This window comes from Micromonospora sp. NPDC004540 (genome assembly GCF_040610095.1).
Lineage (GTDB): Bacteria > Actinomycetota > Actinomycetes > Mycobacteriales > Micromonosporaceae > Micromonospora.
The window spans coordinates 1-24790 of the sequence record NZ_JBEXLR010000095.1 but is presented as its reverse complement, the minus strand read 5'-3'; the positions used below and the strand labels follow the sequence as shown (position 1 = coordinate 24790).

Sequence of the window (24790 nt, the reverse complement as noted above, 5' to 3'; positions counted from 1 at the left end):
TCATGGGCGGGTCATCGTGGTCTGTGTGTGGCGGCTGGAACACAGGACAACTGGGCGGCCGGCGGCGTCCCGGATCACACGCCGCGTCGGCTTCCTGCACAGGTGGCAGCGATACCGCCGAGCGCGAAGACGAGCAGCAGCGCCGGGGGTCGGCGCCGGCCGCACAGCTCGCGGACCAGGTCGAGCACCTCGGCGGGGACCGGGTCGGTGTGCGTGTCGTGGTAGAAGCCACCCTGCTCGGCGCCGCCGGCCACGTGCACGTAGGCGATCCGGTCCAGCGGCAGCCGGTCCAGCAGGGCGGCCGGGTCGCCGCCCCGGTTGCGGGCGTTGGCGTGCACGTTGGCGACGTCGAGCAGCAGCAGCGCGCCGGTGGCGTCGAGGATCTCGGTGAGGAAGTCGGCCTCCTCCAGCTCGTCGTCGGGCCAGTCGAAGAGCGCGGCGATCGGCTCCAGGGCCAGTGGCACCGGAAGCTCCGCCTGCGCCCGCCGCACGTTGGCCACCACCGCGGCCACCGCCTCCCGGCTGCGCGGCAGCGGCAGCAGGTGACCGGCCTCCACGCCGCCGGCCCGCACGAACGCGATGTGCTCGCTGACCAGCGGCGCGTCCAGCGCCGCGGCCACACCGGCCAGGTGCGCCACCCGGGCCGGATCGACCGGTTCCGCGCCGCCGAGGGAGAGCTTCACCCCGTGGGGTACGACGGTGACGCCCCGCCCGCGCAGCTCGGCCAGGCCGTCGGGGAGCGGCCCGGCCGGGGCGACCGTCTCCGCCACCACCTCGACGAAGCGCAGCCCGGGCAGGCCGGCCACGAAGCCGGCGATCTCCGGCCGCCACCCGATGCCCACTCCGGAGAGGCCGGCGGTCATCCGCCGCACCCGCCGCCACCGCCGCAGCCGCCACCGCCCCCGCAGGAGCTGCCCCCGCCGCACGAGCTGCCTCCGCCGCACGAGCTGCCCGAGCTGCCCGAGGACCCCATCGCGTGGCGCTGGATCTCGGCCTGCTCGGCGAAGCCCGGGTCCATGGTCCAGAGGGTGGCGGTGCCGAACAGCGCCACGGCCATCGCCGTGTCGGACGTGCCGTAGGTGGCGTACGCCGGTGCGGCGGAGGGGCGCAGCCAGGTGTGCCGGCGGCGCAGCTCGCGCAGCGCCCGGGTGGCCGCCCGGGTGCGCCACGGCACCCGGTTGAGCAGGAGGAACGCGATGAAGAGCGGCACCAGGGTGAGCATCAGCCAGCCGGCGGGGCGGCTGTTCGAGATGCCGACGAAGGCCCGGACGAAGCCGAGCGCCAGCAGGGCCCCGACGAGCACCGCCCCGCGGCGCAGCGTCGCGCGCCGCTCCTTGTCCAGCGCCAGACCGCGGCGCACGAGACCGTCACGGAGCTCGTCGAGGGCGCGCCGGACCCACTCGTCCTGGCCCAGTTCCCGGGAGCGCAGGCCCCGGCTCGCCGCGTGGTGGATCGCCTGGTCCAGCGGGGTGGCCCCGGCCGGCAGCGGGCCGCCGGTGGTGAGCCGCCGGTCAGGGCGCACGCCGACCGCGCCGGCGCGGCGCAGGCCGCCGAGCGCGGTCCAGACGGCGAGCTGGTCGCCCCCGTTGAGGTACGCCGCCTGCTGCGGCCCGAGCGGCCCGTCGCCCTGCACCGGGGTGCCGGCCAGCCCGCGCCACCGGTAGACCAGGGTGCCGGCGACCAGCACGACGGCCGCCACGACGTACCAGCGGAGGAAGACGGGGCCGGGGATGCCCCAGGTGTCGCCCGCGAGGACTGCCATGCTCTGCTCCTGTCGCGAGGGGGTCGCGGCTCATTGTGGAGCAGGTGCGCCAGCGGTGATCTCTCCGGCGGATCGAGTTACCGGACCGAGACGTGGCGCGGTCAGTGCCGGCGGACGGCCTCCTCGACCAGGTCGAGCACCCGGCCCAGGTCACCGGCGGGACGGCCCATCGCCAGGTGCAGCACCAACCCGTCGTACGCCAGCTCCAGGAACTGGGCCAGCACGTCGATCGGCACGTCGTCGCGGAGCACCCCGGCCTCCCGCTGGCGGAGCAGGCGCTCCCGGGTGGCCTCGGCGATCGCCGCCGACCGTTCGGCCCAACGCTTGGCGAACGCGGGGTCGGTGCGCAGCCGCCGGGAGACCTCGAGCTGGCTGCCGAGCCAACCGGTGGTGTCCGGGGAGACCGCCCGGGCGAGCAGGTCCCGCATCACCTGGACCAGACCGTTGCGGGCCACGGTCTCCACCATGACCGCGGCGTCGTCCTCGGCCACCGCGAGGAAGAGCGAGTCCTTGTCCCGGAAGTGGTGGAAGATCGCGCCGCGGGAGAGCCCGGTAGCGTCCTCCAGCCGGCGGACGGTGGCACCCTCGTAGCCGTGTCGGGCGAAACACGCCCGTGCGGCGGCGAGGATCTCCTGCCGCCGCGCGTCGAGCTGGTCCTGACTTACTCTGGGCACGTAACGATCGTTCCAGGTGGACCCGGCCGATGCAAACCGTACGTACGGCTTGAGATTCGCCGCGCCGGTTACCATCCTCCGGTGACCCAGGCCGTGCCCCTCCCCACCCGTCCCCTGACCGTGGCCACCGTGCAGGCCGAGCCCGTCCCCGGTGACGTCGCCGGCAACGCCGCCACCGCCGCCCGCCTCGTCGGCCGGGCCGCCGGCGCACGGGTGGTCGTGCTGCCCGAGCTGTTCCTGCCCGCGTACCACCCGCCGACCCTGGGCGCCGATCCGGCCGGCACCGACGTGGCCGCCGATCCCGACGGCGGGGTCGACGACCCGCGCCTCGATCCGCTGCGCGCGGCCGCCCGCGACAGCGGTGCGAGCGTGGTGATCGGTGCGGCCGTCCGTCACCCCGACCGGCGGCGCACCATCTCCTCGCTGGTGGTCGACCCGACCGGCGCGGTCACCGCCGGCTACGACAAACAGCAGCTCTGGAGCGGTGAGCGCGAGCTGTTCGACGCCGGCCGGCGGGGCGCCACCCTGCTGGTCGACGGCTGGCGGTTCGGCCTCGGCATCTGCTACGACGGCTGCTTCCCCGAGCACGGCCGGGCCGCCGCCGACGACGGCGCGCACGGCTACCTCTGCCCGAGCGGCTACCTGGCCGGCTCCGAGCACCGCCGCGACCTCTACTACGCCGCGCGCGCCCTGGACAACACCATGTACGTGGTCTTCGCCAACGCGGTCGGCGGCGCGGACCCGTGGCGCTTCAACGGCGGGGCCGCGATCTACGAGCCGGAGGGGCGGCCGCTGGCCCGGGGCGCGGACACCGGCGAGGACGTGCTGGTGGCGACCCTCGACCCGGCCGCCCTCGCGGCCACGCGTGCGGCCCACTCCATGCTCACCGACCGCCTGCCCGACCAGGGGCTCGCCCGAACGGCGCTCATCGGCTGACGGACGGCGTGGTGGCCTCGGCCCTGTCGGTGGCGCACCCCCGTCCCGTAAGGTGCCCGAGTGCCGTTGCTCCTGCTGGATCTGGACAACACCCTGCTCGACCGCGACGCGCCGTTCCGCGCCTGGGGTGAGCGGTTCCTGGACAGCATCGGCGCGCCGCCCGCCGACATCGACTGGTTGCTCTCCGTCGACGCCGACGGCCTGACCGACCGGTGGGACGTCGCCGACGCCATCCGGGACCGGTACGGGCTGCGCATGCCCTCCATCGACCTGGTCGAGGAGCTGCACGACGGCGTGGTGGCGTTCACCCGGCTGGATCCCCTGGTGGCCTGCGCGCTGCGGATCGCGGACGACGCCGGCTGGGTGCCGGTGGTGGTCACCAACGGCACGTCCCGCCAGCAGGACGCCAAGATCCGCCAGACCGGGCTGGACCGGTACGTCGCCGACTGGGTGATCTCCGAGGAGGCCGGGGTCAGCAAGCCCAACCCGCGGATCTTCGCGCTGGCCGCCCAGCGGGCCCGGATGCCGCTGCGCGGCGCCTGGGTGATCGGCGACAGCCCGGAGGCGGACATCGGCGGGGCGACCGCCGTCGGGCTGCCCAGCGTCTGGCTGCACCGCGGGCGCCGCTGGTCGGACACCCGGTTCGCGCCCACCCGCACGGTGGACGGGCTGATCGCCGCGGTGGCCGCCGTCCTGGCCGGCTGAGCGGTAATTCGGTTGACCCGCCCGGTGCCGCCCGTGAGCATGGTGCGGCGCGAGGGCGCAGCCGGGTGCAGCCCGGTCGAGGAGAGGAGGTCGGTCATGGCCGTCTTTGCAGGGTCGTACCACCTGCCTCCACCAGCCTCGATCGAAGGACCGATCCACCCGTGCGCGATCACGACTTCCCGGCGCCGCAGCGCCGTGGCCGCGGCAAGAGCCGCTTCGACGACGACGAACCCTATTTCCTGAAGCGGGGCCGGCACGCCGAGCCGGCCCTCGCCGACCCCGACGCCGAGCCGGACGCGGAGGACCACTGGTCCTCCTGGGATCAGGCCGTGCACGGGCCCGAACCCCACCCGGAGTGGCTGGTCACCGAGCTGGCCGCGAAGGACACCGAGCTGGGCGTGCTGAAGACCGGCAAGGAGGCGGACGTCCATCTGGTCCGCCGCGCCGTGCCGGACACCGACCGCGGCTGCCTGCTGGCCGCCAAGCGGTACCGGGACCCCCAGCACCGCCTCTTCCACCGCGACGCCGGCTACCTGGAGGGACGCCGGGTCCGCCGGTCCCGGGAGATGCGGGCGATGGCCGGCCGGACCTCGTTCGGCCGCCAGATGATCGCCGGCCAGTGGGCGGCGGCCGAGTTCGCCGCCCTCGCCCGGCTCTGGGAGATCGGCGCCGCCTCCGGGCGGATCGCCGTGCCCTATCCGGTGCAGCTGCTCGGCACCGAGCTGATGCTGGAGTTCGTCGGGAACGCCGAGGCGGGCGAGGCCGCGCCCCGGCTGGCCCAGCTCCGGCCGGAGGGCGCCGACCTGCGCGACCTGTGGGAGCAACTGGTCGAGGCCCTGGTCGTGCTGGCCCGCGCCGGGTACGCCCACGGCGACCTGTCCCCGTACAACCTGCTGGTGCACGCCGGGCGGCTGGTCATGATCGACCTGCCGCAGGTGGTCGACGTGGTGGCCAACCCGCAGGGGGCGGAGTTCCTGGGCCGGGACGTCCGGGTGGTGGGCACCTGGTTCACCGCCCGCGGCCTGCCGGCGGCGGACACCGACCCGGAGGCGCTGACCGAGGTGCTGCTGCGGGAGGCGGGCCTCCGCTGAGCGCGCCGCGTCCCGGGCGGGTGTGGGCCCGCCCGGGACGCCGGCACGGGGCAGGGCGCCGGCCCGGAGTCACTGGAGGTAGCGCTCGACCTCGGTCACCGGGCGCTGGCCCTGGGCATCCGGGTCGCCGTGCGCCTGGCGCGCCGCCCGGCGGCGGCGGAGCAGGTCCCAGCACTGGTCGAGCGACTCCTCCAGCGCCCGCAGCCGCTCCTTGGCCTCGTCGTCGGTGCCGGCCTCGTGCTCCTGCGCGGCCGCGCGCAGCCGGTGCTCCTCGTCGACGAGTTCGGAGATCCGGCTCAGGATGGTCTTGTCGTCCATGCCCGAAGCTTGGCACAGGGGGCGGGCACGCGCCCGCGTTCTCCCCAGCCGGCCGGCGGGAGTTGATCGCCCGGCGCCGGCCACCGGGTGGCGGGCGGCCCGGGCCGGTCGCCGCCGGCCGGTCGACGGCACCGGGTGCGGACCTGCGCCGGGAGCCGGCGGCGCGGTCCAGGGTGGACGGTGGGTCCACACCGGAAGCCTTCCGGCGTGACGTAAATCCCACTCGCTCCATTGTCGACGGCGGGATTGTTGTGCAGTGAGATATTTTCCTGTCCGTCTTTTTATCCGTCGTTCAGGATGGCATGCTCGCGGGCAACGTCACGGGTCATGACGGCGTCGCGACCCTGGGTAGAACTGAGGGAGCCATTCACGTGGAGGAGTCGCCGACCGCGCCCCGGCCCACCGGGCGGCCCCACCCCGTCCCCCTCCGGCAGATCCTGCCCGGCATGCTCCGCGACCCGGCCCGCGCGCTGATCGACGTGGGCAACCGCACCGGGGGCGCGCTCGTCCGGCTGAACCTGGGATCGTTCCGCCCCTACCTGGTCACCCACCCCCGGCACGTCCAGCACGTGCTGCGCGACCGGGCGGACAACTACGAGCGGGCCGGCGACGGGCTGTTCTGGCGCCCGGTCAAGCGGCTGTTCGGTGAGGGCATCCTCGGCGAGGGGCAGATCTGGTCGGCCAGCCGCCGGATGCTCCAGCCGATGTTCACCGCCAAGCGGGTGGAGGCGCTGATCGACGGCATGGCCGACGCCATCCGGGACGCCGTCGACGAGCTGGACGAGCCGTTCCGGGCCGGCCGCCCCGTCGACATCGGCGCCGAACAGGCCCGGATCGTCAGCCGCGCGATCATGCGGGTGCTCTTCGCCGACAAGATCTCCGTGCCGGACGCGCTGCGGGTGATAGACGCGCAGGACGTCATCGCCACCGCGGTGATCCCCCGGATCGTCGTGCCGTTCGCCCCGCTCTCCCTGCCCATGCCGGGGGATCGCCCGTTCCGCCGCGCGGTCCGCATCGTCGACGAGGTGCTGGTGCCGATCGTCCGGGAGACCCGGGCCGTGGCCGACCAGGGCGACGACATCATCTCCACGCTCTGGCGGGCCCGCACCGACGACGGCCGGCAACTCGACGAGCGGCAGGTCCGCAACGACACCGTGGCCATGTTCGCGGCCACCACCGAGACCACCATCAACGTGCTCACCTGGGCCTGGCCCCACCTGGCGCAGCGGCCCGACGTCGCCGACCGGCTCTACGCCGAGATCGACCGGGTGGTGGGCGACGAACCGGTGCGCCGCGAGCACCTCGCCGAGCTCACCTACACCCGGATGGTCCTGGACGAGCTGCTCCGGCTCTACCCGATCGGCTGGATCATCCCGCGCCGCGCGGTGGCCGCCGACGTCATCGACGGCGTGCCGATCGAGGCGGGGGCGACCATGGTGGCCAGCCCGCTGATCACCCAGCGGATGCGGCAGTTCTGGGACCGGCCGGACGAGTTCGACCCGGAACGGTTCCGGCCCGAACGGGTCCGCGCCCGGCACCGGTACGCCCACTTCCCGTTCGGCGGCGGCCCGCACCAGTGCCTCGGGATGTACCTGTTCTACCTGGAGGCGCAGCTCATCCTGGCCACGATGCTGAGCCGCTACCGCTTCCGGCTGCGCCGTCCCGGCGTACCCGGGCTGCGGCTGGCCGCGGCGCTGCGGCCACGGGACCGGGTCGAGCTGACCCTGCTCGCCGCCGACCGGCGGGCGGAGCCGGCATGACCGGCGGGGAGGTACCGGATCCGGTCGCCGCCGCCGCGGAGCAGGGGCGGATCTGCGCGCTCGCGGCGAAGGGCCAGCGCGACCTGGCGCGGTGCGCCGCCGGGCACGCCGAGCTGTTCCCCGGCCGGCCGTTCGACGCGACGCTGTTCAGCAGCATCGCCCTCGCGATGGCGTTCAGCGCCCCCTGGTGCACCGCCGAGGAGCTGGCGCTGACCAACCGGGCCGTGCTCTGGGGCTTCGCGGTCGACTGGCAGGTCGACCACCTGGCGGCCTCCCGCTCGGAGGTCGACCGGATCGCCAAGACCTGCCTCACGGTGGTCGACGGCGCCGCGCCCGACGACCCGCTGGGCCGGTTCCTCGCCGAACTGCGCGACGACCTGGCCGCCGCCCCGGCCTACGCCGAGCTGCGCGGCTCGTGGCGGGACGCGATGGAACGCACCCTCGACGCGATGGCCCGCGAGTGGGAGTGGAAGCAGGCCGACCACCCCACCCTCGCCGACTACCTGGCGAACGCCGACAACCTCGCGGCCACCGTGGTGAACGTGGCGCACTGGATCCACACCGGCGACGCCGGCACGCACCGCGCGCTGCCCCGGCTGATCGCGGTGAGCGACGAGGTGCAGCGGGCCCTGCGGCTGGTCAACGACCTCGGCACCCACCGGCGGGACCAGGAGTGGGGCGACCTCAACGCGCTGCTGCTGGTGGACGACCCGGCGGAGATCGAGCGCCGCCTGGCGGAGCAGGTCGACCACTGCCGGCGGCTGCTGGCCGACCTCGCCCCCGCCTCCCACCGGCAGGCCGACTTCCTCGCCCGGCAGCTCGGCTTCACCAGCGGGTTCTACCGGCTCACCGACTTCTGGGGCGTCCGGTGAGCCTCACCACGGGTCCCGCGCCGGTCACCCGTGCCGGCGACCCGCGCGCCGGGCAGGCCCGCGACCTGGTCGCGGCCATGGTGGACAACCCGGCAGGGGAGACCTCGGCGTCGGTCTACGAGACCGGCCGGCTGGTCGGCCTCGCGCCCTGGCTGCCCGGTCACGACGTCCGCGTCTCCTGGCTGCTCGACCGGCAGCGTGCCGACGGTGGCTGGGGCGGCCCCGGCGGGTACGCCCTGGTGCCCACGCTCAGCGCCACCGAGGCCCTGCTGACCGTGCTGCGCTGGGGCGACCGGGGCCCGGCCGGGGCGCTGACCGGCGCCGTGCACCGGGGCCTGGCCTTCCTGGTCGGCGCACTCGACGCCGGCGCCCCGCCGGACCTGCCCGCCACCGACCTGATCGTGCCGGCGCTGCGGGAGGCCGTCGACCGGCACCTCGAGCAGCCCCCGGCCGGGCTGGCCGAGTGGGCCGGGGTGCGCCTGCCGCTGCCGGCCGGTCTCGACCCGGGCCGGCTGACCCGGGTACGCGGCCTGCTGGCCGCCGGCCGGCCCGTCCCGGAGAAGCTGGCGCACGCCCTGGAGGTGGGCGGCGACCGGGCCCGCCGGGCGGCCGGGGTACGGCCCGCCGAGGCCGGCGCGGTCGGCGCCTCGCCCGCCGCGACGGCCGCCTGGCTCGGTCACCCCGAACCCGGCCCCGCCCTGGACTACCTGCGCGCGGTCGGCGGGCGCGGCCCGGTGCCCTGCGCCAGCCCGATCACCGTCTTCGAGCGCGCCTGGGTGCTCGGCATCCTGGCGCGGTCCGGCGTGCCGCTGACCGTACCCGGGTCGCTCGTGGCCGACCTGCGGGCGGCCGTCGGGGCGTCCGGCGCGGCCACCGGGCCCGGCCTGCCCGCCGACGCCGACACCACCTCGGTGACCCTCTACGCGCTCGCCCGGCTGGGCCGGCCGCTCGACCTGTCCCGGCTCGACCCGTACGACACCGGCCGGCATTTCTGCACCTGGCCGGGGGAGGACGGGGCGTCGGTGACCACCAACGCGCACGTGCTCGACGCCCTCGGCCAGCACCCCGCCCACCCCGGCGTCGCGGCCACCGTGGACCGGGTCGCCGGTTGGCTGGTCGAGCGGCAGGAGCCGGACGGGCGGTGGGCCGACCGCTGGCACGCGTCGGCGTACTACGCGACGTACTGCGTGCTGCTCGCGCTCGCCGACCACGCCCCCGCCGCCGCGGCCCGGGCGGTGGACCGGGGCGTCGGCTGGCTGCTCGACACCCAGCGCGCGGACGGCTCGTGGGGGCGGTGGAGCGGCACCGCGGAGGAGACCGCGTACGGGGTGCTCGCGCTGGCCGGCGCCGGGCGGCCGGGAGACACCCGGGTCGCCTCGGCGCTGGTGCGGGGGCGGCGGCGACTGTCCGAGTGGGACGGATGCGCGGACGGGCCGGCGCTGTGGCACGACAAGGACCTCTACCGCCCGACCCTGATCGTGCGCGCCGCGGTGCTGGCCGCGTCGGGGTCTGTCGAGGAAACATTCACCGGCGTCGACAACGCCATGATCAGGATCGCTTGAATGGAGTTCACGGCGGCTGCTAGCGTGCGCCGGAGTCGATCGGATTTCGGACTGATCGAATACCGGGCCAGGACGGTGTGATGGGTTCCCGCAGTACGAATCTCCGTACGAAGATCATCGCCCTGCTGGCGTCCCTGATCGCTCTCTGGGCCTTCGCGGCGTGGGTGACCGTCCGCGACGGCTTCAACCTGCTCGGTGTGCAGGCGCTCAACGCGCGCGTCTTCGAGCCGGCCGACCCGCTGCTGCTCCAGCTCCAGAACGAGCGGCGGCTGTCGCTGCTGTACCTGGGACAGTCCGACCCGGACCAGCTCCAGGAGTTGGCCGCGCAGCGCCAGCGCACCGACGACAGCGCCGCGGCGCTGTGGCGCTCCGCGCAGGACTGGCGCACCGAGATCCCGGCCAGCGACGAGCTGGAGGCGCGGATCGCCGACCTGAAGACCGAGGTCGAGCAGCTCGGCGAGGTCCGCGCCGAGGTCGGCCGCAAGACCATCGACCGGACCGCGACGCTGGCCGCCTACAACGAGGCGGTCGACGCCATCTTCGGGGTCTTCGACGCGCTCGGCGGCCTCGACGACGACGAGATCGCCCGGGACACCGCCGCGCTGATCAACCTGAACCGGGCCCGGGAGCTGCTGTCCCAGCAGGACGCGCTGCTGACCGGCGCGGTGGCGGCCAACCGGATGACCGTGGCCGAGCAGACCGCCTTCGCCCGGCTGGTCGGCGCCCAGTGGTTCCTCGCCGACCGGACCGCCCGCGACCTCGCCCCGACCGACCGGGCCCGCTACCAGCAGATGACCGAAGGCGACGCGTTCCGGCAGCTGCGCGCCCTCCAGGACCGGGTGCTCGCCGCCAAGGGCAGCGACGTGCGCCCGCCGGTCACCGCCGCAGCCTGGCAGGCCGCCGCCAGCCGGTCGATGGAGGACCTGCGCGGCGTGATCCTCGCCGGCGGCGATGACATCGTGTCCCGGGCCACCCCGGTCGCCGTCGGCGTCATCCTCCGGCTCGTGCTCGCCGCCGGCCTCGGCCTGATCGCGGTCATCGCGTCCGTGGTCGTCTCCATCACCACCGCCCGGGCGCTGGTCCGGCAGCTCGAACGGCTGCGTGAGGCGGCGTTCCGGCTGGCGAACGAGCGGCTGCCCAGCGTGGTCGAGCGGCTGGGCCACGGCGAGGAGGTGGACGTCGCCCGCGAGGCGCCGCCGCTGCAGACCGGTGACGACGAGATCGGGCAGGTCGGCAAGGCGTTCAACGCCGTGCAGGAGACCGCCATCCGGACCGCCGTCGAGCAGGCCGAGCTGCGCCGCAACGTCCGGGAGGTCTTCCTCAGCCTGGCCCGGCGCACCCAGGCGCTGGTGCACCGCCAGCTCACCCTGCTCGACGCGATGGAACGCCGGGAGCACGACGCCGAGGAGCTGGAGGACCTGTTCCGCGTCGACCACCTGGCCACCCGGATGCGGCGCAACGCGGAGAACCTGATCGTCCTCTCCGGCTCGACGCCGGGCCGGGCGTGGCGGCGCAACGTGCCGATGGTCGACGTGGTGCGTGGCGCGGTCGCCGAGGTCGAGGACTACACCCGGGTGACCGTGCGGCCGCTCGGCCCGGTGTCGCTGACCGGCCGGGCCGTCGGCGACGTCATCCACCTGCTGGCCGAGTTGATCGAGAACGGCCTCTCCTTCTCGCCGCCGCACACCACCGTCGAGGTACGCGGCCAGTTGGTCGCCAACGGCTTCGCCCTGGAGATCGAGGACCGCGGCCTCGGCATGGGCGCGGAGGAACTGGCCGCCGCGAACCGGCGCATCGTGGACCGGTCCGAGCTGAACCTGGCCAACGCCGCCCGGCTGGGCCTCTTCGTGGTCAGCCGGCTCACCGAGCGGCACGGGGTGAAGGTGCAGCTCAAGGAATCGGCGTACGGCGGGACGACGGCCGTGGTGCTGATCCCCGCCGAGCTGGTCACGCAGGACGGGCCGGACCCGAGCACCTCCGGCGGCTTCCCGGTCGGCACCGGACAGCCCGCTCCGGCCACGCCCGCCGTCGCCGCCGGACCGGAGGGCGCTGCGGCCGAGCCCGCCGGTGACCGGCCGGTCACCCCGGTGGCGCTGGTCGAGAGCACCCGCGCGGTGGAGGTCGCCGAGGACGGCGCGGAGCTTCCCGCCGCGGCGCCGGAGACCGATGAGGACGCGCCCCGGCTCACCCCGTCGGGGCTGCCGGCGCGTACCCGGAAGAGGCAGCCCGCGGCGGCGGAGGCCACCGCGGGGCCGGCCCCGGCGGAGGCCGGGCCCACCGACCCGCTGCCCGCCGGCGACGCGGCGGCCGAGGCCGCGGTCCCGGCCCGGACCGACGGCGGCCTCCCGGTCCGGGTCCGCCAGGCCAGCCTGGCGCCGGAGTTGCGGCACGAACCGTCCACTCCGGACGACGACGGGGACGACGAGACGGTGCGCCCGCCCGAGCAGGTGCGCCGGATGATGAGTTCCTACCAGAGCGGCACCCGACGGGGCCGGACCGACGCGGCCCGGCTGCTCGGCGGGGCGCACGAGGCCGGCGCGCCGGACACGGGCGACGGTCAGGCGAGCTAGGGACGCCGATCCGGCGGTCCCGGACCAGCACGGCACACCAGCCGGGGAGAAGAGGACGACGAGTGGCGCAGAAGACGGCTTCGAGCGCGGACCTGACGTGGTTGCTGGATGACCTGGTCGGCCGGGTCAAGCAGGCGGAACACGCCGTGGCGCTCTCCACCGACGGACTGCTGATGGCCTCGTCCCGCGGGTTGAGCCGGGACGACGGCGAGCACCTGGCGGCGATGGCGGCGGGCATCCAGAGCCTGGCGCGGGGCGCGGGCAAGCGGTTCGGCGGCGGTCAGGTGCAGCAGACCATCATCGAGATGCAGTCGTCGTTCCTGTTCGTCACCGCGGCCGGGCGGAACGCCTGCCTGGCCGTGCTGGCGTCCGAGGACGCCGACGTGGGCCTGATCGCGTACGAGATGGCCATGCTGGTCACCCGGGTCGGCCGGTTCGTCGCCTCACCCACCCGGGAACAGCCCCTCGGCGAGAATCCGGCGCGATGACCGGCCACGCGGAGCCCGCGGAGCACGAGTGGGTGGACGACCACGCCGGTCCGGTGGTGCGCCCGTACGCGGTGACCGGTGGCCGGGCCCGCCCGGTGACCGGCACGTTCGACCTGATCTCCCTGGTCACGGCGACCAGGGCGGAGGTGGGGTCGGAGTCCGGGCTCGGCCCGGAGCACGTGGCGATCGTCGGCCTCTGCCAGCGGATCCTGTCCGTGGCCGAGATCGCCGCCCATCTCGACCTGCCGGTAGGCACCGTCCGGGTTCTGCTGGGTGACCTGGCGGCCCGCAGCCTGGTGCAGGTCCGTGAGCCGCGCGCCACCCCCGCCGGCCTTCCCGACGACAGTGTTTTCGAGGCGGTAATCAATGGACTACGGGCGCTCTGAGCGGCCGGCGGGAGCGGCGCCGCTGCCCACCGCGATCAAGATCCTGATCGCCGGCGGTTTCGGCGTGGGCAAGACCACCCTGGTCGGCGCGGTCAGCGAGACCAAGCCCCTGCGGACGGAAGAGGTGCTGACCGAGACCGGGATCGGCATCGACGACCTGTCCGGGGTGGAGGCGAAGACGACCACCACCGTGGCGATGGACTTCGGCCGGATCACCCTCAGCGACGACCTGGTGCTCTACCTGTTCGGCACCCCCGGTCAGGACCGGTTCTGGTTCGTCTGGGACGAGCTGGCGCTGGGCGCGATCGGGGCGGTGGTGCTCGCCGACACCCGGCGGCTGGCCGACTGCTTCCCCTCGATCGACTACTTCGAGGGACGGGGCACGCCGTTCGTGGTGGCGGTGAACTGCTTCGAGGGCGCCAAGCGCTTCCGGCTGGACGAGGTGCAGGGCGCGCTCGACCTGGACCCGGACGTGCCGGTGGTGCTCTGCGACGCGCGGAAGCGGGAGTCGGTCAAGGAGGTGCTGATCACGCTGCTGGAGTACGCCATGAAGCTGCGCGAGGAGCGCCGCCGCGCCGCCGACTGACCAGGCGGACCGGGGTACGGGCTCGAGGTGTAGCGGCTCAACGACGTCTTCCAGACCGCTCACGCGGAATTCCGCCGCCGGCTCAGCGAGCCCCGCTACGCCGGCTGACCGCCCGACTGCCGTTGCAGGACCAGGCCATCGGCGCGCGAGGCCAGGCCTCGGGTTCGCCATGGTCGGACAAATGAGTTCACCGAAGCTGGAGCAGCCCACGTTCGGCCATGAAGGCTCGCAACGTCTCGGCGTCCTCGGCGGACATCAAGCGGCGTGGGATCACGGTCGCCGGCATCCGGCCGACGTACACGATCCAGAACTCAGGGGTGTCCCTCACCTGGGCGACCCCGTCCCAGGCGATGCCGCCGGACTCCGAGCCGCTGCGCATCATGATGTTGTCATCGGTGATGTCGTAGGCGCCCTCGACGGCGTAGCGACCGGAGCGGCGCCGGGCGCGCAACCGCACCCACGGCGAGTACAGCATCGACAGCACGCCACCCACGACCAGCGTCAGGCACAGCGGCGAGATCTGGTCGCCCCACGCGAAGCCCCGCGCGACGGCGAAGCCGATCGCCCCGACCGCCGCCAGCACCCCGCCGATGTAACCGTACTTGCGCAGCCGAACACGGCTGAGCGCAGCGGCCACGCGGCCGGGGTACGCGGGATCGGCTGGGACATCAAAACGGATGTGCACGCCAGAACGATAGTGCCCGCACCGGCCCCGAGCAGCGCCTGACTGTCTGACACCAGCGATCGGCGCTGACGCCACCTTCGGTGACGAGCGCTTCGCGGCATAACCCCGATCTGCTGATGGACGTACGGCACGATGAACGTTCCGCTTGCCGGTTCTTCCTCTGGTTAGATCGTTCTGACGATCGAGGAAGGGAACGGTACGCCGTGACGCCGGAGCTTCAGGAGCAGGAAGAACGCCTCCAGTTCGACCACTTTGACCATGACGACGCCTGGGCCCTGGGAACCAGCCTGGTCGGGCTGGCCAGAGAGCGCGGCCACGCTGTCACCGTCGACATCCGCCTCGGCGACCACCAACTCTTCCACTACGCACTGCACGGCACCTCTGCCGACAACGACGACTGGATCGAACGCAAGATCCGCGTCGTCCGCCGGTTCGGACACAGCTCCTATCTCGTGGGCCAGACCTACCGCGACCGCGGCACCACCTTCGAGGAACAATCCCACCTCGAAGCGGCCCTGTACGCCGCGCACGGCGGCTGCTTCCCGATCATCCTCAGGGGCACCGGCCCGGTCGGCACCGTCACCGTCTCAGGACTGCCCCAACTCGACGACCACCGCCTCGTCGTCGAGGCCCTCGGACTCTTCCTGGATTCCAAGGGCTCCGAGAAAGGGGCCGTCTCGTGAACGGCTCATTCGGGTGAGGAGGAGCAGGGTGTTCGCTGTCCGGATGGCCTCGATCCACGAGTTGGGCCGTGATCAGCTGGAGGCATTGCGGGAAATATGATCAGGTCATGCCTTTGACGGTGGGTGACGTCGACCGATTCGAGCTGTCGAGGCCCCGTCTGGAGGCCATCGCCTACCGTCTCCTCGGCTCCGCGGACGAGGCAGAGGACGTCGTGCAGGAGACGTTCTTGCGCTGGCTGGCCGCCGACGTCGACCGCGTCGAGGTCCCCGAGGCTTGGCTGACGAAGGTACTCACCAACCTGTGCCTCAACCAGCTCACCTCCGCGCGGACACGCCGCGAGACCTACGTGGGTCGATGGCTCCCCGAGCCGCTGCTCGCGGGCGACCCGATGCTCGGCCCGGCCGACACCGCTGAGCAGCGCGAATCGGTCTCGTACGCGGTCCTCACCCTCATGGAGCGCCTGTCGCCCAACGAGCGGGCCGTGTACGTGCTGCGGGAGGCCTTCGACTACCCGCACCGGGAGATCGCCGAGATCCTCGACATCACCGAGGCCGCCAGCCAGCAGATCTTTCACCGCGCCAAGAAGCATGTCGCGTACGGCAAGGCCCGCACCGAAATCGACCAGGCCTCCGCCCAGCGGATCGTCCAGGAGTTCCTAGCGGCCGCCACCAGTGGCCGGACGGATGAGCTCGTACGCCTGCTCACCAGGGACGCCATCTCCATCGGCGACGGCGGAGGGAAGGTTCCGGCACGCACCAAGGCGTTCGAGGGAGCCGTCGCGGTCGCGAAGTTCCTGTGGGGCCTGTTCAAGCCCGCCGAGGCCAAGCGCGCCATCGTCGGCGGCTCGCCCGCGATCTACGCCTGGGCCGCCAATGGGGAACCCGCCGTGGTGGCGGTCGTGGAAGGCCGGGTCGTCGCCATCATGTGCCTGGAGGTCACCGCCGAGGGCATCACTGCCTGCCGTACCCAGGCAAACCCCGACAAGCTCGAACGCGCGACCGAGCAATGGGCGGCGGCCCACCATGGGGAGCCCCTGCTCGTGATGTGACGTGCATCACCCTCGGCTCATGTCAGGAATCGGTGGGCTATCCGGTTCAAGTGACAAATCCGAACCGGGCAGCAAGGGAGCCGACAATGAGGGTGCTGGTGGCAGGAGCGACCGGAGCGATGGGTAAGGAACTGGTGCCGCGTCTGGTCGATGCCGGACACGAGGTGTTCGCCATGATCCGCAGCGAATCCAACAAGGCCAGGGCATCACAGCTGGGCGCGGTACCGGTCATCGCCGATGCGCTGGATCGCGCCCAGGTCGAGGCGGCCGTGCGCCAGGCGGCCCCGGAGGTGATCGTCAACCAGCTGACCGCCATCGGGCACGTCGACACCCGCAACTTCGAACGCAGCTTCGCCGCCACCAACCGGCTCCGGATCGAGGGCACCGACAACCTGCTCGCGGCCGCACGCGCCACGGGAGTACGACGGTTCGTCGCCCAGAGCAACGGCGCGTTTACCTACACGCGGACCGGCGGGCCGGTCAAGAACGAGCAAGACCCCCTGGATCGCGCACCGGTCGCCCAGATGGCCCCGATGATCGCCGCGATCGAACACTTGGAGAAGGCCGTGCTGGGCGCCGCCTGGACCGAAGGGATCGTGCTGCGCTACGGCGCGTTCTACGGACCCGGCACCTCCATGTCGCCAGGCTCGGAGCAGCTCGAGATGATCCGCAAACGCAAGTTCCCGGTCGTCGGCGACGGCGGCGGGGTGTGGTCGTTCGTCCACATCGCCGACGCCGCCGAGGCCACGGTCGCAGCGGTGGAGGACGGCGGCCGCGGTGTCTACAACATCGTCGATGACGACCCCGCCCCGGTCGCCGAATGGCTGCCGGAACTGGCAGCGATGCTGGGCGCCAAGAAACCGATGCGCGTACCGCGGTTCATCGGACGGCTGGCCGCCGGACAGGCCGGCGTCGTGCTCATGACCGAACTGCGGGGCGCATCCAACGCCAAGGCCAAGCGCGAACTGGGCTGGCACCCGACACACCCCACCTGGCGCCAGGGCCTCCAGGTTGTGCCGTGACCTGCTGAGCGTCGTTCTTCCCGCCTCGGTAGGTATTCGGGGAGCCGAAGGCGTGTCGAAGGGCAACCATCCGGCACGATCAGGTGCGGCGTAGCACCAGCGTCACGAAGCCCAGAACGTTGCGGTACCCGCGCAACCACTGATCGCGGTGCTCCCGGGCGACGGTGAGTGCCTCGGCAGCGTCCGGATGGCCGGGGTTGTCCAGCGCCCATTCCGTGAGCGAGCCGACCCACGACCACTCGTAGTCGTCCCACTCGGCGGCGTCGCTGACATGGGCGTACACCGGCGTCCAGCCGGCCTGCTCAGCGGCGTCGACCAGGCCGGCGAGGTCGGTGAACTCCTCCGGCTTCGCATCGAGCGCCGCGAGTGCCTCCGGAGTCGGCGGGACCTGCCAGAATCCTTCACCGACCATGAGGATGCCGTCGGCGTTCACATGCCGACCGGCCAGCTCCAGCGTCTCGCCGAATCCGCCGAACGCGTGTGTCGATCCGACGCACAGCACCAGGTCGTAATCGCCGTCCGGCACGTACGTCCGTGCGTCGCGCTCGTGCAGTGTGAGCCGGTCGGCGAGGCCCCGCTCGGCGGCGGCGCCGGCGGCGCGTTCGAGGGCGTACCGGCTGACGTCCACGCCGTCCGCGTGCCCGTCGGGGTAGTGGGCGAGAGCCTGTAGCGCCCAGGCTCCCTCTCCGCAGCCGAGGTCGAGGACACGAGCAGCCGGTTGGCGGCCCGCTCGGCGCAGGAGCCGGTTGAGGTTGACACCGAAGATGGGGGCCGCGATCGGGTGGTGCGAGTGCGCGATGCTGCTGAGCCGTTGACGATCCACCGCCGAAGTCAACACGAGTCCGGTCGACGTCCGCACCCGAGTTGTCATGCCACTCGCGGTCGGCGGCAGACAAGTGCAGTGGGACGACTCGTAGCCGGTGGCGGCAGCGATGATCTCCGCGAGCAGGGGCGGCATGACGCCGGCAGGCGGCGAGCGGCGGGCGTCCGGTGAAGAATTCTTCTGGCATGGCGTCGGATCCGGGGCGGGTCGTTCGTAGGACAGGTGAGAGGCGGCCGGAGAAGGCTGCCGGGACAAGGGAGTCACGGGATGTCTCGGTACTTGATTTCGTTCGATGCCGGCGGGATGGACCACATCCCCGGGGAGGAGATACCCGACGTGGGCAAGGCCGCGCACGCGGTGATGCAGGAGGCCGTGAACGCCGGCGTGTGGGTGTTCGGCGGTGGGCTGGAGAGCCAGCGGGCGAGCGTCGTGGCCACGGACGGGATGGTCACCGACGGCCCTTACCCGGAGACCAAGGAGGTCATTGGCGGGTTCGTGGTCGTCGACGTGGCCTCACGTGAGGAGGCGCTGGCGTGGGCTGCCAAGATCGCCGTCGCTTGCCGCTGCGCGCAAGAGGTCCGGGAGCTCCTGCCCGACCCTGAACAGGACGCGATGCTCCGCCAGGCCGACAGGTGATGGTTTCCCGGGGAACGTGGTGAGTGCCGGCGACACGGCGTGAGGAGGGGTCAGTTCTGACGGGTCAGCACCACATCACCGGGTTACCAGTGGCCACCGACGCCGCGCAGAGCCGGCGCAGCGGCGAGACGATGTAGGCGAAGTCGTCGGCCGAGCGGGTCCGGGTCCGCACCGCGAGTCGCTCCGGCGGAGGCAACCCGTGCCCGCCCACGGGTCTCGTCGCCAAGATTGCCCGCATGCCCTCGGCGACGAACTCGATCCGCCCGTCGGGCATCACCCGTTGGGTGAACCGCGTGGCCCGGAACAGGGTGACCGGCGGATCCACGTCGGTGCCGACGACGAAGAAGCCGCCCGGGCCCACGCCGGCCTGCCAGCCGGGCCCGAACATGAACACCCCGCGGTGGACCTCGACGTGCGGCATCACCTCGCGGCCGGTCGCCTCGTCGATCAGCACGACCTCGTCTGCGATCCGGCTGCCCCGGAACGCGTCGAGTTCGGCCAGCGCCGCGGCCGCATGCTCGGCCGACAACCAGCCGCCGTTGTCGTCCGGCAGGCCGGCGGCCAGGGTCGGGAATCGTGCCTTCCCGGCTGAGCGCAGCGCCTGCTGGAACAGTCGCACGCCGGTCCAGTTGGACAAGCCCTCGCTCGACTGCTCCATCAGCGGGTGCGGGCAGGCATCCCCGGACATCCAGGCGTAGAAGGTGTGGTGCGCCGCCGAGTTGCCCTCCCACGGCTGCAACAGGGCGAGGTGGCCGTCCTCGTCGAAGCCCACCGGGCCGACCGGGCACGGCGTGGCGAGACCGTCCTGCCAGCAACGGCAGTACACGAACCCGTCGAGTCCCACGCCGGCACGCTACCGGCGCCCGGCCGGCGGCCGCACACCCCTTTCCCCGGCGCCGCCGACGGTGCCACCGGGGACTCGGGGCGGTTGCGTGGGCTGGCTGACGAACTGGCCCGGCACATGCCCCGCTGAGCGTGCGATCATCTGCCTGTGGGTACGGGCTCTCGCCACCTCAGCGTGCACTTCGATCGTCCGGTCGACGAGGTCTACGCGTTCGCATCCGACCCGGCCAACCTGCCCCGCTGGGCGCCGGGCCTCGGCAGCTCGGTCATGCGCGTCGACGCCCACTGGTTCGTCGAGACGCCCGAGGGACGGGCGCGAGTGACGTTCGCGCCGGCAAACGAGTACGGCGTGCTCGACCACGAGGTGCTGACGCCCTCCGGCCAGACCGTGTACGTGCCGCTGCGTGCCATCGCCGACGGCGACGCCACCGAGGTGGTTTTCAGCCTGCGACGGGCGCCCGGCATGACTGACGCGGAGTTCGACCGCGACACCGCGCTGGTCGAGAGCGACCTCGCCCGGCTCAAGGCCGTGCTGGAGAACCCCGACTCCTGAAACGCAGGTGGTTCCAGCGCTTCCGTCATTGACGTCGGAGCCACGTCCACGGACGGACCGCTGTCCACGCCCGCCCACGCCACCGTGCGCGCCGCGGATGGAGGAAGACTTCTATGTCCTCCAGCGCATCGGCGGCGGTACCCCTGAGGTGGGGGACCGACCGAGCTCGGCGCAGCGCGGCGACCACCCGGTCCTCGTCCAGCTGGCGATGGACCCGTGCCAGGTGGCCCAGACAGGTTGCGGCAAGGGCGCTGACCTGGCGGTCGTCGTGCTCGAGCAGCTGGAGATGCAGTTCCTGCAGCTCTTTCCAGTCTCCGTCGCCGTAGAGCGCGGTGCCGACCATGGCATCCATCGCGCCCGGAAGGTCGCCGCGATCAAGCGCTGCGCTCACCTCGGCCGGTGTCGCTGACGGCGGATTGTGGAAGACATGATGCTCGTGGCGCACAGTCACATCCTTGCTCAACCCTGAGGCGTCCGACGCCCGCCGCAACGGCGAACGGGAACGACCCGAGGATGCCGAAGGGCCCCTCCCCGCGCGGGAAGGGGCCCTTCGTCGGGTACGACGTCAGCTGGCGATCATGCGACGCAGCACGTACTGCAGGATGCCGCCGTGCCGGTAGTAGTCGGCCTCACCGGGGGTGTCGATGCGGACCACGGCGTCGAACTCCACGCCGGTGTCCGTGGTGACCTTCACGGTGCGCGGGGTGTCGCCGTCGTTGAGCGCGGTGACGCCGCTGATCGAGATGGTCTCCGTGCCGGTCAGGCCCAGCGACTCGGCGGTGGCGTCGACCGGGAACTGCAGCGGCAGGACGCCCATGCCGATCAGGTTCGAGCGGTGGATCCGCTCGTAGGACTCGGCGATGACCGCCTTCACCCCGAGGAGCATGGTGCCCTTGGCCGCCCAGTCGCGGGACGAGCCGGAGCCGTACTCCTTGCCGGCCAGGATGACCAGCGGGACGCCCGCCTCCTGGTAGGCCATCGAGGCGTCGTAGATCGAGGTCTGCTCGCCGGTCAGGTGGTTGACCGTGAAGCCGCCCTCGACGCCCGGCACCAGCTGGTTGCGCAGCCGGATGTTGGCGAAGGTGCCCCGGATCATGACCTCGTGGTTGCCTCGGCGGGAGCCGTACGAGTTGAACTCGTGCCGTGCCACGCCGTGCTCGGCCAGGTACTTGCCGGCGGGGGAGTCCGCCTTGATCGAGCCGGCCGGGGAGATGTGGTCGGTGGTCACCGAGTCGCCCAGCTTGGCCAGCACCCGTGCCGCGCCGATGTCCTGCACCGGCTGCGGGTCCTTCGCCATGCCCTCGAAGTACGGGGGCTTGCGCACGTAGGTCGACTCGCCGTCCCAGGCGAACGTGTCGCCGGTCGGGGTCGGCAGCGACTGCCAGCGCTCGTCACCGGCGAACACGTCGGCGTACGCGGCGCTGAAGCCGGTGGCGCCGATCGCCGAGGCGATGACGTCCTGGATCTCGGCGCTGTTCGGCCAGATGTCCCGCAGGAACACCGGGTTGCCCTCGGCGTCCTCACCGAGCGGCTCGTTGGCCAGGTCGATGTCCATGGTGCCGGCGAGCGCGTACGCGACCACCAGCGGCGGGGACGCGAGGTAGTTCATCTTGACGTCCGGGTTGATCCGGCCCTCGAAGTTGCGGTTGCCGGAGAGCACCGAGACGACGGCCAGGTCGCCCTCGTTGACCGCGGCGGAGACCTCCTCCGGCAGCGGGCCGGAGTTGCCGATGCAGGTGGTGCAGCCGTAGCCGACCAGGTTGAAGCCGAGCTTCTCCAGGTAGGGCGTCAGGCCGGCCCGGTCGTAGTAGTCCATGACGACCTTGGAGCCCGGGGCCAGGGTGGTCTTCACCCACGGCTTGCGGGACAGGCCCTTGTCCACGGCGTTCCGGGCCAGCAGCGCGGCACCGATCATGACCTGCGGGTTCGAGGTGTTGGTGCAGGAGGTGATCGCGGCGATCACCACGGCGCCGTGGTCCAACTCGTACTCGACGCCGTCCGCGGCGATCACCCGGACCGGGTTGGTGGCGCGGCCACCGGCGCCCGCCGCGGCGGTCTCCAGGTCACGCGGCTCGTCGGCCGGGTCGCTGAACTCGTTGGCCGGCGGGTCGCTGGCCGGGAAGGACTCGGCGCTGGCCTCGTCGGCCGGCCCGTTCGCGCCGCGGGGCAGTTCCTCGCGGGCCACGCCCGGCTTGATCTGCTTCTCCGCGCCGCCCAGGTCGCCGGCGGCCACGTAGTCGGTCAGTGCGGAGCGGAACAGCGTCTTGGCGCTGCCCAGCGGCACCCGGTCCTGCGGGCGCTTCGGGCCGGCCAGGGACGGCTCGATGGTGCCGAGGTCCAGCTCCAGCTTCTCCGAGTACGCCGGCTCGCGGTCCGGGTCGTGCCAGAGGCCCTGCTCCTTGGCGTACGCCTCGACCAGCGCGACCTGCTGCGGGTCGCGGCCGGTCAGCTCCAGGTAGCGGACGGTCTCGGCGTCGATCGGGAAGATCGCGACGGTGGAGCCGTACTCCGGGGACATGTTGCCGATGGTGGCCCGGTTGGCCAGCGGCACCGCGCTCACGCCCGGGCCGTAGAACTCGACGAACTTGCCGACCACACCGTGCTTGCGCAGCATCTCGGTGATGGTGAGCACCAGGTCGGTGGCCGTGGTGCCGGCCGGCATCTCGCCGGAGAGCTTGAAGCCGACGACCCGCGGGATCAGCATGCTGACCGGCTGGCCGAGCATCGCGGCCTCGGCCTCGATGCCGCCGACGCCCCAGCCCAGCACACCCAGGCCGTTGACCATGGTGGTGTGCGAGTCGGTGCCGACCACGGTGTCCGGGTACGCCTGGCCGTTGCGCTCCATGATCGTGCGGGCCAGGTACTCGATGTTGACCTGGTGCACGATGCCGGTGCCCGGCGGGACGACCTTGAACTCGTTGAACGCGGTCTGGCCCCAGCGCAGGAACTGGTAGCGCTCCTTGTTGCGCTCGTACTCCAGCTCGACGTTGCGCTGGAAGGCGTCCTCGCGGCCGAACAGGTCGGCGATGACCGAGTGGTCGATGACCAGCTCGGCCGGGGCGAGCGGGTTCACCTTGGTGGCGTCGCCGCCGAGGTCGCGGACGGCCTCGCGCATGGTGGCCAGGTCGACGACGCAGGGCACGCCGGTGAAGTCCTGCATCAGCACCCGGGCCGGGGTGAACTGGATCTCCACGCTCGGGTCGGCGGTGGGGTCCCAGCCGCCGAGCTGCTGGATGTGGTCGGCGGTGATGTTCGCGCCGTCCTCGGTCCGCAGCAGGTTCTCCAGCAGGATCTTCAAGCTGTAGGGCAGCCGGTCGTGGCCCTCCACCTTGTCGATCCTGAAAATCTCGTAGCTCGCGTCACCGACGCGTAGCTGGGTCTTCGCACCGAAGGTGTCGAGGCTCGCCACGTCGTACTCCTTCACACCAGCGACCGTGAGTAGTCCTGAGCAGTTTGTCGCACCGGCCGGGGTGCCGCCGTGGTTAGGCAACACTTACCCGCGTCGGTCTCAACAAAACCGTACGTCCGTCTTGCTATTCGCGCAACCTCGTGCCAGGGTTCGGGACGAGGAGGTGCCCCATGATCCATCACGTCCTGCTCGCCTGCCCACGCGACTCCGAGGAAACGTCGCGGGCGTTCTACGCCGGCCTGCTCGGCCTGGTCGAAAAGGCCAAGCCGCCGGCCCTCGCCGCCCGCGGTGGTTGCTGGTTCACCGGGTACGGCGCCGAGCTGCACCTCGGCGTCGAGGACGACTTCCGCCCCGCCCGCAAGGCGCACCCGGCGCTGCTCCGCCCCGACCTCGACGAGCTGGCCGCCCGGCTCGACGCCGCCGGTCACCCCGTGACCTGGGGCGACGACGAGGTTCCCGGCATGCGGCGGTTCCACACGTACGACCCGCACGGCAACCGCCTGGAGTTCCTCACCCCCCGTCGACTGAGCCGCCGCGGGTAGGGTTCGGGGGTGGTCGACGTCCAGCACTGGCTCTCCGCGCTGCCCCCCGGCGTGGTCTACCTGATCGTCGCCGGGGTCATCGGCGTGGAAAGCATGGGTATCCCGCTCCCCGGCGAGATCGTGCTGGTCAGCTCCGCGCTGCTCGCCGCCACCGGGGTCGTCGAGCCGGAGTGGGTGGCCACCGCCGCCGCCGCGGGCGCCATCATCGGCGACTCCATCGGCTACGCCGTGGGTCGGCGCGGCGGGCGGCCACTGCTCGAACGGCTGGGCCGGCGCTTCCCGAAGCACCTCGGCCCGGCACAGCTCGCCCGCGCCGAACAGAGCTTCGCCCGGCACGGCGTCTGGGCGGTCTTCTTCGGGCGGTTCGTCGCCCTGCTCCGCATCCTCGCCGGCCCGCTGGCCGGGGCGCTGCACGTGCCGTACCGCCGGTTCCTGGTGGCCAACGCGGCTGGCGGCCTGGTCTGGGCGTTCGGCACCACCTACCTGCTCTTCTCGGTGGGCCGCGCGGCCGAGCACTGGCTCAAGGACATCTCCTGGGCCGGCCTGGTCCTCGCGGTCCTCGCCGGCGTCGCCAGCACCTGGTGGCTGCGCCGCCGCGCCCGGCGGCTGGAGCAGGTCGAGGCGCCCGACGAGGCCGACGAGCCCGTGCACGCCGGCGACCGCTGACCGACGACGAAAAAGGGCCCGACCCCCAGGGGGTCGGGCCCTTTCGTCGTTGCTGTCTTGCTGTCGATCGGATCGTCAGGAGGCGCTGTAGCCGCGGGTGGCGATCCAGTCGGCGAGGTTGTCCACGCTGATGCGGTAGGAGGCCATGTTCGGGTCGGCCGAGTCGGCG

26 protein-coding genes and 1 pseudogene are annotated in these 24790 nt (G+C 72.7%); 17 read left to right on the top strand and 10 right to left on the bottom strand.

Going from position 1 to position 24790, the window contains the following annotated elements; translation table 11 throughout:
• Positions 1–74: 74 nt before the first annotated feature.
• The 3 genes from ABZV78_RS25480 to ABZV78_RS25470 all read right to left on the bottom strand — a co-directional run bounded on the left by ABZV78_RS25480 (position 75) and on the right by ABZV78_RS25470 (position 2436).
• Positions 75–863 carry a DUF692 family multinuclear iron-containing protein gene (locus ABZV78_RS25480; RefSeq protein WP_355642440.1) on the bottom strand — a complete coding sequence of 263 codons (789 nt, stop codon included), beginning with the start codon at positions 861–863 and terminating at the stop codon, positions 75–77.
• Positions 860–1762, bottom strand: a complete 903-nt coding sequence (locus tag ABZV78_RS25475) for a TIGR04222 domain-containing membrane protein (RefSeq protein WP_355642439.1) — start codon at positions 1760–1762, stop codon at positions 860–862. The genes ABZV78_RS25480 and ABZV78_RS25475 overlap by 4 nt, the downstream gene beginning before the upstream one ends.
• Positions 1763–1863: 101 nt before the next feature.
• Positions 1864–2436 carry a helix-turn-helix domain-containing protein gene (locus tag ABZV78_RS25470; RefSeq protein ID WP_355642437.1) on the bottom strand — a complete coding sequence of 191 codons (573 nt, stop codon included), beginning with the start codon at positions 2434–2436 and terminating at the stop codon, positions 1864–1866.
• A gap of 81 nt (positions 2437–2517) precedes the next feature.
• On the opposite strand from ABZV78_RS25470, the gene ABZV78_RS25465 reads away from it, so the two are divergent.
• The 3 genes from ABZV78_RS25465 (at position 2518) to ABZV78_RS25455 (ending at position 5168) form a co-directional block, all read left to right on the top strand.
• Entirely contained in the window at positions 2518–3372 is an 855-nt protein-coding gene (locus ABZV78_RS25465) for a carbon-nitrogen hydrolase family protein (protein ID WP_355642435.1), read from the top strand.
• Between the two features lie 60 nt (positions 3373–3432).
• Entirely contained in the window at positions 3433–4077 is a 645-nt protein-coding gene (locus ABZV78_RS25460) for an HAD family hydrolase (RefSeq protein WP_355642433.1), read from the top strand.
• A gap of 161 nt (positions 4078–4238) precedes the next feature.
• Positions 4239–5168, top strand: coding sequence for an RIO1 family regulatory kinase/ATPase (locus tag ABZV78_RS25455; RefSeq protein ID WP_355642431.1), 930 nt, complete (start codon positions 4239–4241; stop codon positions 5166–5168).
• 69 nt (positions 5169–5237) lie between these two features.
• Here ABZV78_RS25455 and ABZV78_RS25450 read toward each other — a convergent pair whose 3' ends face one another.
• Positions 5238–5486 (bottom strand): DUF2630 family protein, encoded by a 249-nt coding sequence (locus ABZV78_RS25450; protein WP_091322434.1) that lies wholly within the window; start codon positions 5484–5486, stop codon positions 5238–5240.
• A 446-nt stretch (positions 5487–5932) separates the two neighbouring features.
• On the opposite strand from ABZV78_RS25450, the gene ABZV78_RS25445 reads away from it, so the two are divergent.
• The 7 genes from ABZV78_RS25445 (at position 5933) to ABZV78_RS25415 (ending at position 13710) form a co-directional block, all read left to right on the top strand.
• On the top strand, positions 5933–7246 hold the full coding sequence (locus ABZV78_RS25445) for a cytochrome P450 (RefSeq protein WP_355642442.1): 1314 nt from the start codon (positions 5933–5935) through the stop codon (positions 7244–7246).
• Positions 7243–8118, top strand: coding sequence for a terpene synthase family protein (locus ABZV78_RS25440; protein ID WP_355642429.1), 876 nt, complete (start codon positions 7243–7245; stop codon positions 8116–8118). Before ABZV78_RS25445 ends, ABZV78_RS25440 begins: the two co-directional genes overlap by 4 nt.
• The gene (locus ABZV78_RS25435; protein WP_355642427.1) at positions 8115–9680 is read left to right on the top strand and encodes a prenyltransferase/squalene oxidase repeat-containing protein; all 1566 of its coding nucleotides are present in this window, start codon (positions 8115–8117) and stop codon (positions 9678–9680) included. The genes ABZV78_RS25440 and ABZV78_RS25435 overlap by 4 nt, the downstream gene beginning before the upstream one ends.
• An 80-nt stretch (positions 9681–9760) precedes the next feature.
• Positions 9761–12250 (top strand): nitrate- and nitrite sensing domain-containing protein, encoded by a 2490-nt coding sequence (locus ABZV78_RS25430; RefSeq protein WP_355642425.1) that lies wholly within the window; start codon positions 9761–9763, stop codon positions 12248–12250.
• A gap of 62 nt (positions 12251–12312) precedes the next feature.
• Positions 12313–12738 carry a roadblock/LC7 domain-containing protein gene (locus ABZV78_RS25425; protein ID WP_091320827.1) on the top strand — a complete coding sequence of 142 codons (426 nt, stop codon included), beginning with the start codon at positions 12313–12315 and terminating at the stop codon, positions 12736–12738.
• Entirely contained in the window at positions 12735–13124 is a 390-nt protein-coding gene (locus ABZV78_RS25420; protein ID WP_355642423.1) for a DUF742 domain-containing protein, read from the top strand. The genes ABZV78_RS25425 and ABZV78_RS25420 overlap by 4 nt, the downstream gene beginning before the upstream one ends.
• Positions 13105–13710, top strand: coding sequence for an ATP/GTP-binding protein (locus ABZV78_RS25415; protein ID WP_355642421.1), 606 nt, complete (start codon positions 13105–13107; stop codon positions 13708–13710). The genes ABZV78_RS25420 and ABZV78_RS25415 overlap by 20 nt, the downstream gene beginning before the upstream one ends.
• Before the next feature lie 187 nt (positions 13711–13897).
• Here ABZV78_RS25415 and ABZV78_RS25410 read toward each other — a convergent pair whose 3' ends face one another.
• Positions 13898–14395 carry a YcxB family protein gene (locus tag ABZV78_RS25410; RefSeq protein ID WP_355642419.1) on the bottom strand — a complete coding sequence of 166 codons (498 nt, stop codon included), beginning with the start codon at positions 14393–14395 and terminating at the stop codon, positions 13898–13900.
• A gap of 203 nt (positions 14396–14598) precedes the next feature.
• On the opposite strand from ABZV78_RS25410, the gene ABZV78_RS25405 reads away from it, so the two are divergent.
• From ABZV78_RS25405 to ABZV78_RS25395, 3 genes are all read left to right on the top strand, one after another.
• Entirely contained in the window at positions 14599–15078 is a 480-nt protein-coding gene (locus ABZV78_RS25405; RefSeq protein WP_355642417.1) for a heme-degrading domain-containing protein, read from the top strand.
• Positions 15079–15185: 107 nt separating this feature from the next.
• Positions 15186–16127: an RNA polymerase sigma factor SigJ gene (gene sigJ / locus ABZV78_RS25400; RefSeq protein WP_355642415.1), complete on the top strand. Its 942-nt coding sequence runs from the start codon at positions 15186–15188 to the stop codon at positions 16125–16127.
• 86 nt (positions 16128–16213) lie between these two features.
• Complete coding sequence (locus ABZV78_RS25395) at positions 16214–17149, top strand: NAD(P)-dependent oxidoreductase (RefSeq protein ID WP_355642413.1); 936 nt, start codon at positions 16214–16216, stop codon at positions 17147–17149.
• 79 nt (positions 17150–17228) lie between these two features.
• On the opposite strand, the gene ABZV78_RS25390 is transcribed toward ABZV78_RS25395, so the two are convergent.
• Entirely contained in the window at positions 17229–18107 is an 879-nt protein-coding gene (locus ABZV78_RS25390; RefSeq protein ID WP_355642411.1) for a class I SAM-dependent methyltransferase, read from the bottom strand.
• Between the two features lie 132 nt (positions 18108–18239).
• On the opposite strand from ABZV78_RS25390, the gene ABZV78_RS25385 reads away from it, so the two are divergent.
• Positions 18240–18608: a YciI family protein gene (locus ABZV78_RS25385; protein WP_355642409.1), complete on the top strand. Its 369-nt coding sequence runs from the start codon at positions 18240–18242 to the stop codon at positions 18606–18608.
• Positions 18609–18672: 64 nt separating this feature from the next.
• Here ABZV78_RS25385 and ABZV78_RS25380 read toward each other — a convergent pair whose 3' ends face one another.
• Positions 18673–19452: a hypothetical protein gene (locus ABZV78_RS25380; RefSeq protein ID WP_355642407.1), complete on the bottom strand. Its 780-nt coding sequence runs from the start codon at positions 19450–19452 to the stop codon at positions 18673–18675.
• 147 nt (positions 19453–19599) lie between these two features.
• On the opposite strand from ABZV78_RS25380, the gene ABZV78_RS25375 reads away from it, so the two are divergent.
• On the top strand, positions 19600–20004 hold the full coding sequence (locus ABZV78_RS25375; RefSeq protein ID WP_355642405.1) for an SRPBCC family protein: 405 nt from the start codon (positions 19600–19602) through the stop codon (positions 20002–20004).
• 25 nt (positions 20005–20029) lie between these two features.
• Here ABZV78_RS25375 and ABZV78_RS25370 read toward each other — a convergent pair whose 3' ends face one another.
• Both ABZV78_RS25370 and ABZV78_RS25365 read right to left on the bottom strand, forming a co-directional pair.
• Positions 20030–20449 (bottom strand): hypothetical protein, encoded by a 420-nt coding sequence (locus tag ABZV78_RS25370; protein WP_355642404.1) that lies wholly within the window; start codon positions 20447–20449, stop codon positions 20030–20032.
• Positions 20450–20569: 120 nt separating this feature from the next.
• On the bottom strand, positions 20570–23428 hold the full coding sequence (locus ABZV78_RS25365; RefSeq protein ID WP_355642402.1) for an aconitate hydratase: 2859 nt from the start codon (positions 23426–23428) through the stop codon (positions 20570–20572).
• A gap of 155 nt (positions 23429–23583) precedes the next feature.
• Here ABZV78_RS25365 and ABZV78_RS25360 point away from each other — a divergent pair, with 155 nt between their 5' ends.
• Positions 23584–23955 (top strand): VOC family protein, encoded by a 372-nt coding sequence (locus ABZV78_RS25360; RefSeq protein WP_355642400.1) that lies wholly within the window; start codon positions 23584–23586, stop codon positions 23953–23955.
• A 9-nt stretch (positions 23956–23964) separates the two neighbouring features.
• Positions 23965–24621: a DedA family protein gene (locus ABZV78_RS25355; RefSeq protein ID WP_355642398.1), complete on the top strand. Its 657-nt coding sequence runs from the start codon at positions 23965–23967 to the stop codon at positions 24619–24621.
• A gap of 75 nt (positions 24622–24696) precedes the next feature.
• On the opposite strand, the pseudogene ABZV78_RS25350 reads toward ABZV78_RS25355, so the two are convergent.
• A pseudogene (locus ABZV78_RS25350) lies at positions 24697–24790 on the bottom strand (phytochelatin synthase); the annotation flags it as partial.

What these genes read in the sequence shown, in the direction of transcription:
- ABZV78_RS25480 (WP_355642440.1), bottom strand. Translation starts at nt 863, where the DNA reads ATGACCGCCGGCCTCTCCGGAGTGGGCATCGGGTGGCGGCCGGAGATC.
- ABZV78_RS25475 (WP_355642439.1), bottom strand. Translation starts at nt 1,762, where the DNA reads ATGGCAGTCCTCGCGGGCGACACCTGGGGCATCCCCGGCCCCGTCTTC.
- ABZV78_RS25450 (WP_091322434.1), bottom strand. Translation starts at nt 5,486, where the DNA reads ATGGACGACAAGACCATCCTGAGCCGGATCTCCGAACTCGTCGACGAG.
- ABZV78_RS25445 (WP_355642442.1), top strand. Translation starts at nt 5,933, where the DNA reads ATGCTCCGCGACCCGGCCCGCGCGCTGATCGACGTGGGCAACCGCACC.
- ABZV78_RS25440 (WP_355642429.1), top strand. Translation starts at nt 7,243, where the DNA reads ATGACCGGCGGGGAGGTACCGGATCCGGTCGCCGCCGCCGCGGAGCAG.
- ABZV78_RS25430 (WP_355642425.1), top strand. Translation starts at nt 9,761, where the DNA reads ATGGGTTCCCGCAGTACGAATCTCCGTACGAAGATCATCGCCCTGCTG.
- ABZV78_RS25420 (WP_355642423.1), top strand. Translation starts at nt 12,735, where the DNA reads ATGACCGGCCACGCGGAGCCCGCGGAGCACGAGTGGGTGGACGACCAC.
- ABZV78_RS25415 (WP_355642421.1), top strand. Translation starts at nt 13,105, where the DNA reads ATGGACTACGGGCGCTCTGAGCGGCCGGCGGGAGCGGCGCCGCTGCCC.
- sigJ (WP_355642415.1), top strand. Translation starts at nt 15,186, where the DNA reads ATGCCTTTGACGGTGGGTGACGTCGACCGATTCGAGCTGTCGAGGCCC.
- ABZV78_RS25395 (WP_355642413.1), top strand. Translation starts at nt 16,214, where the DNA reads ATGAGGGTGCTGGTGGCAGGAGCGACCGGAGCGATGGGTAAGGAACTG.
- ABZV78_RS25390 (WP_355642411.1), bottom strand. Translation starts at nt 18,107, where the DNA reads ATGCCGCCCCTGCTCGCGGAGATCATCGCTGCCGCCACCGGCTACGAG.
- ABZV78_RS25385 (WP_355642409.1), top strand. Translation starts at nt 18,240, where the DNA reads ATGTCTCGGTACTTGATTTCGTTCGATGCCGGCGGGATGGACCACATC.
- ABZV78_RS25360 (WP_355642400.1), top strand. Translation starts at nt 23,584, where the DNA reads ATGATCCATCACGTCCTGCTCGCCTGCCCACGCGACTCCGAGGAAACG.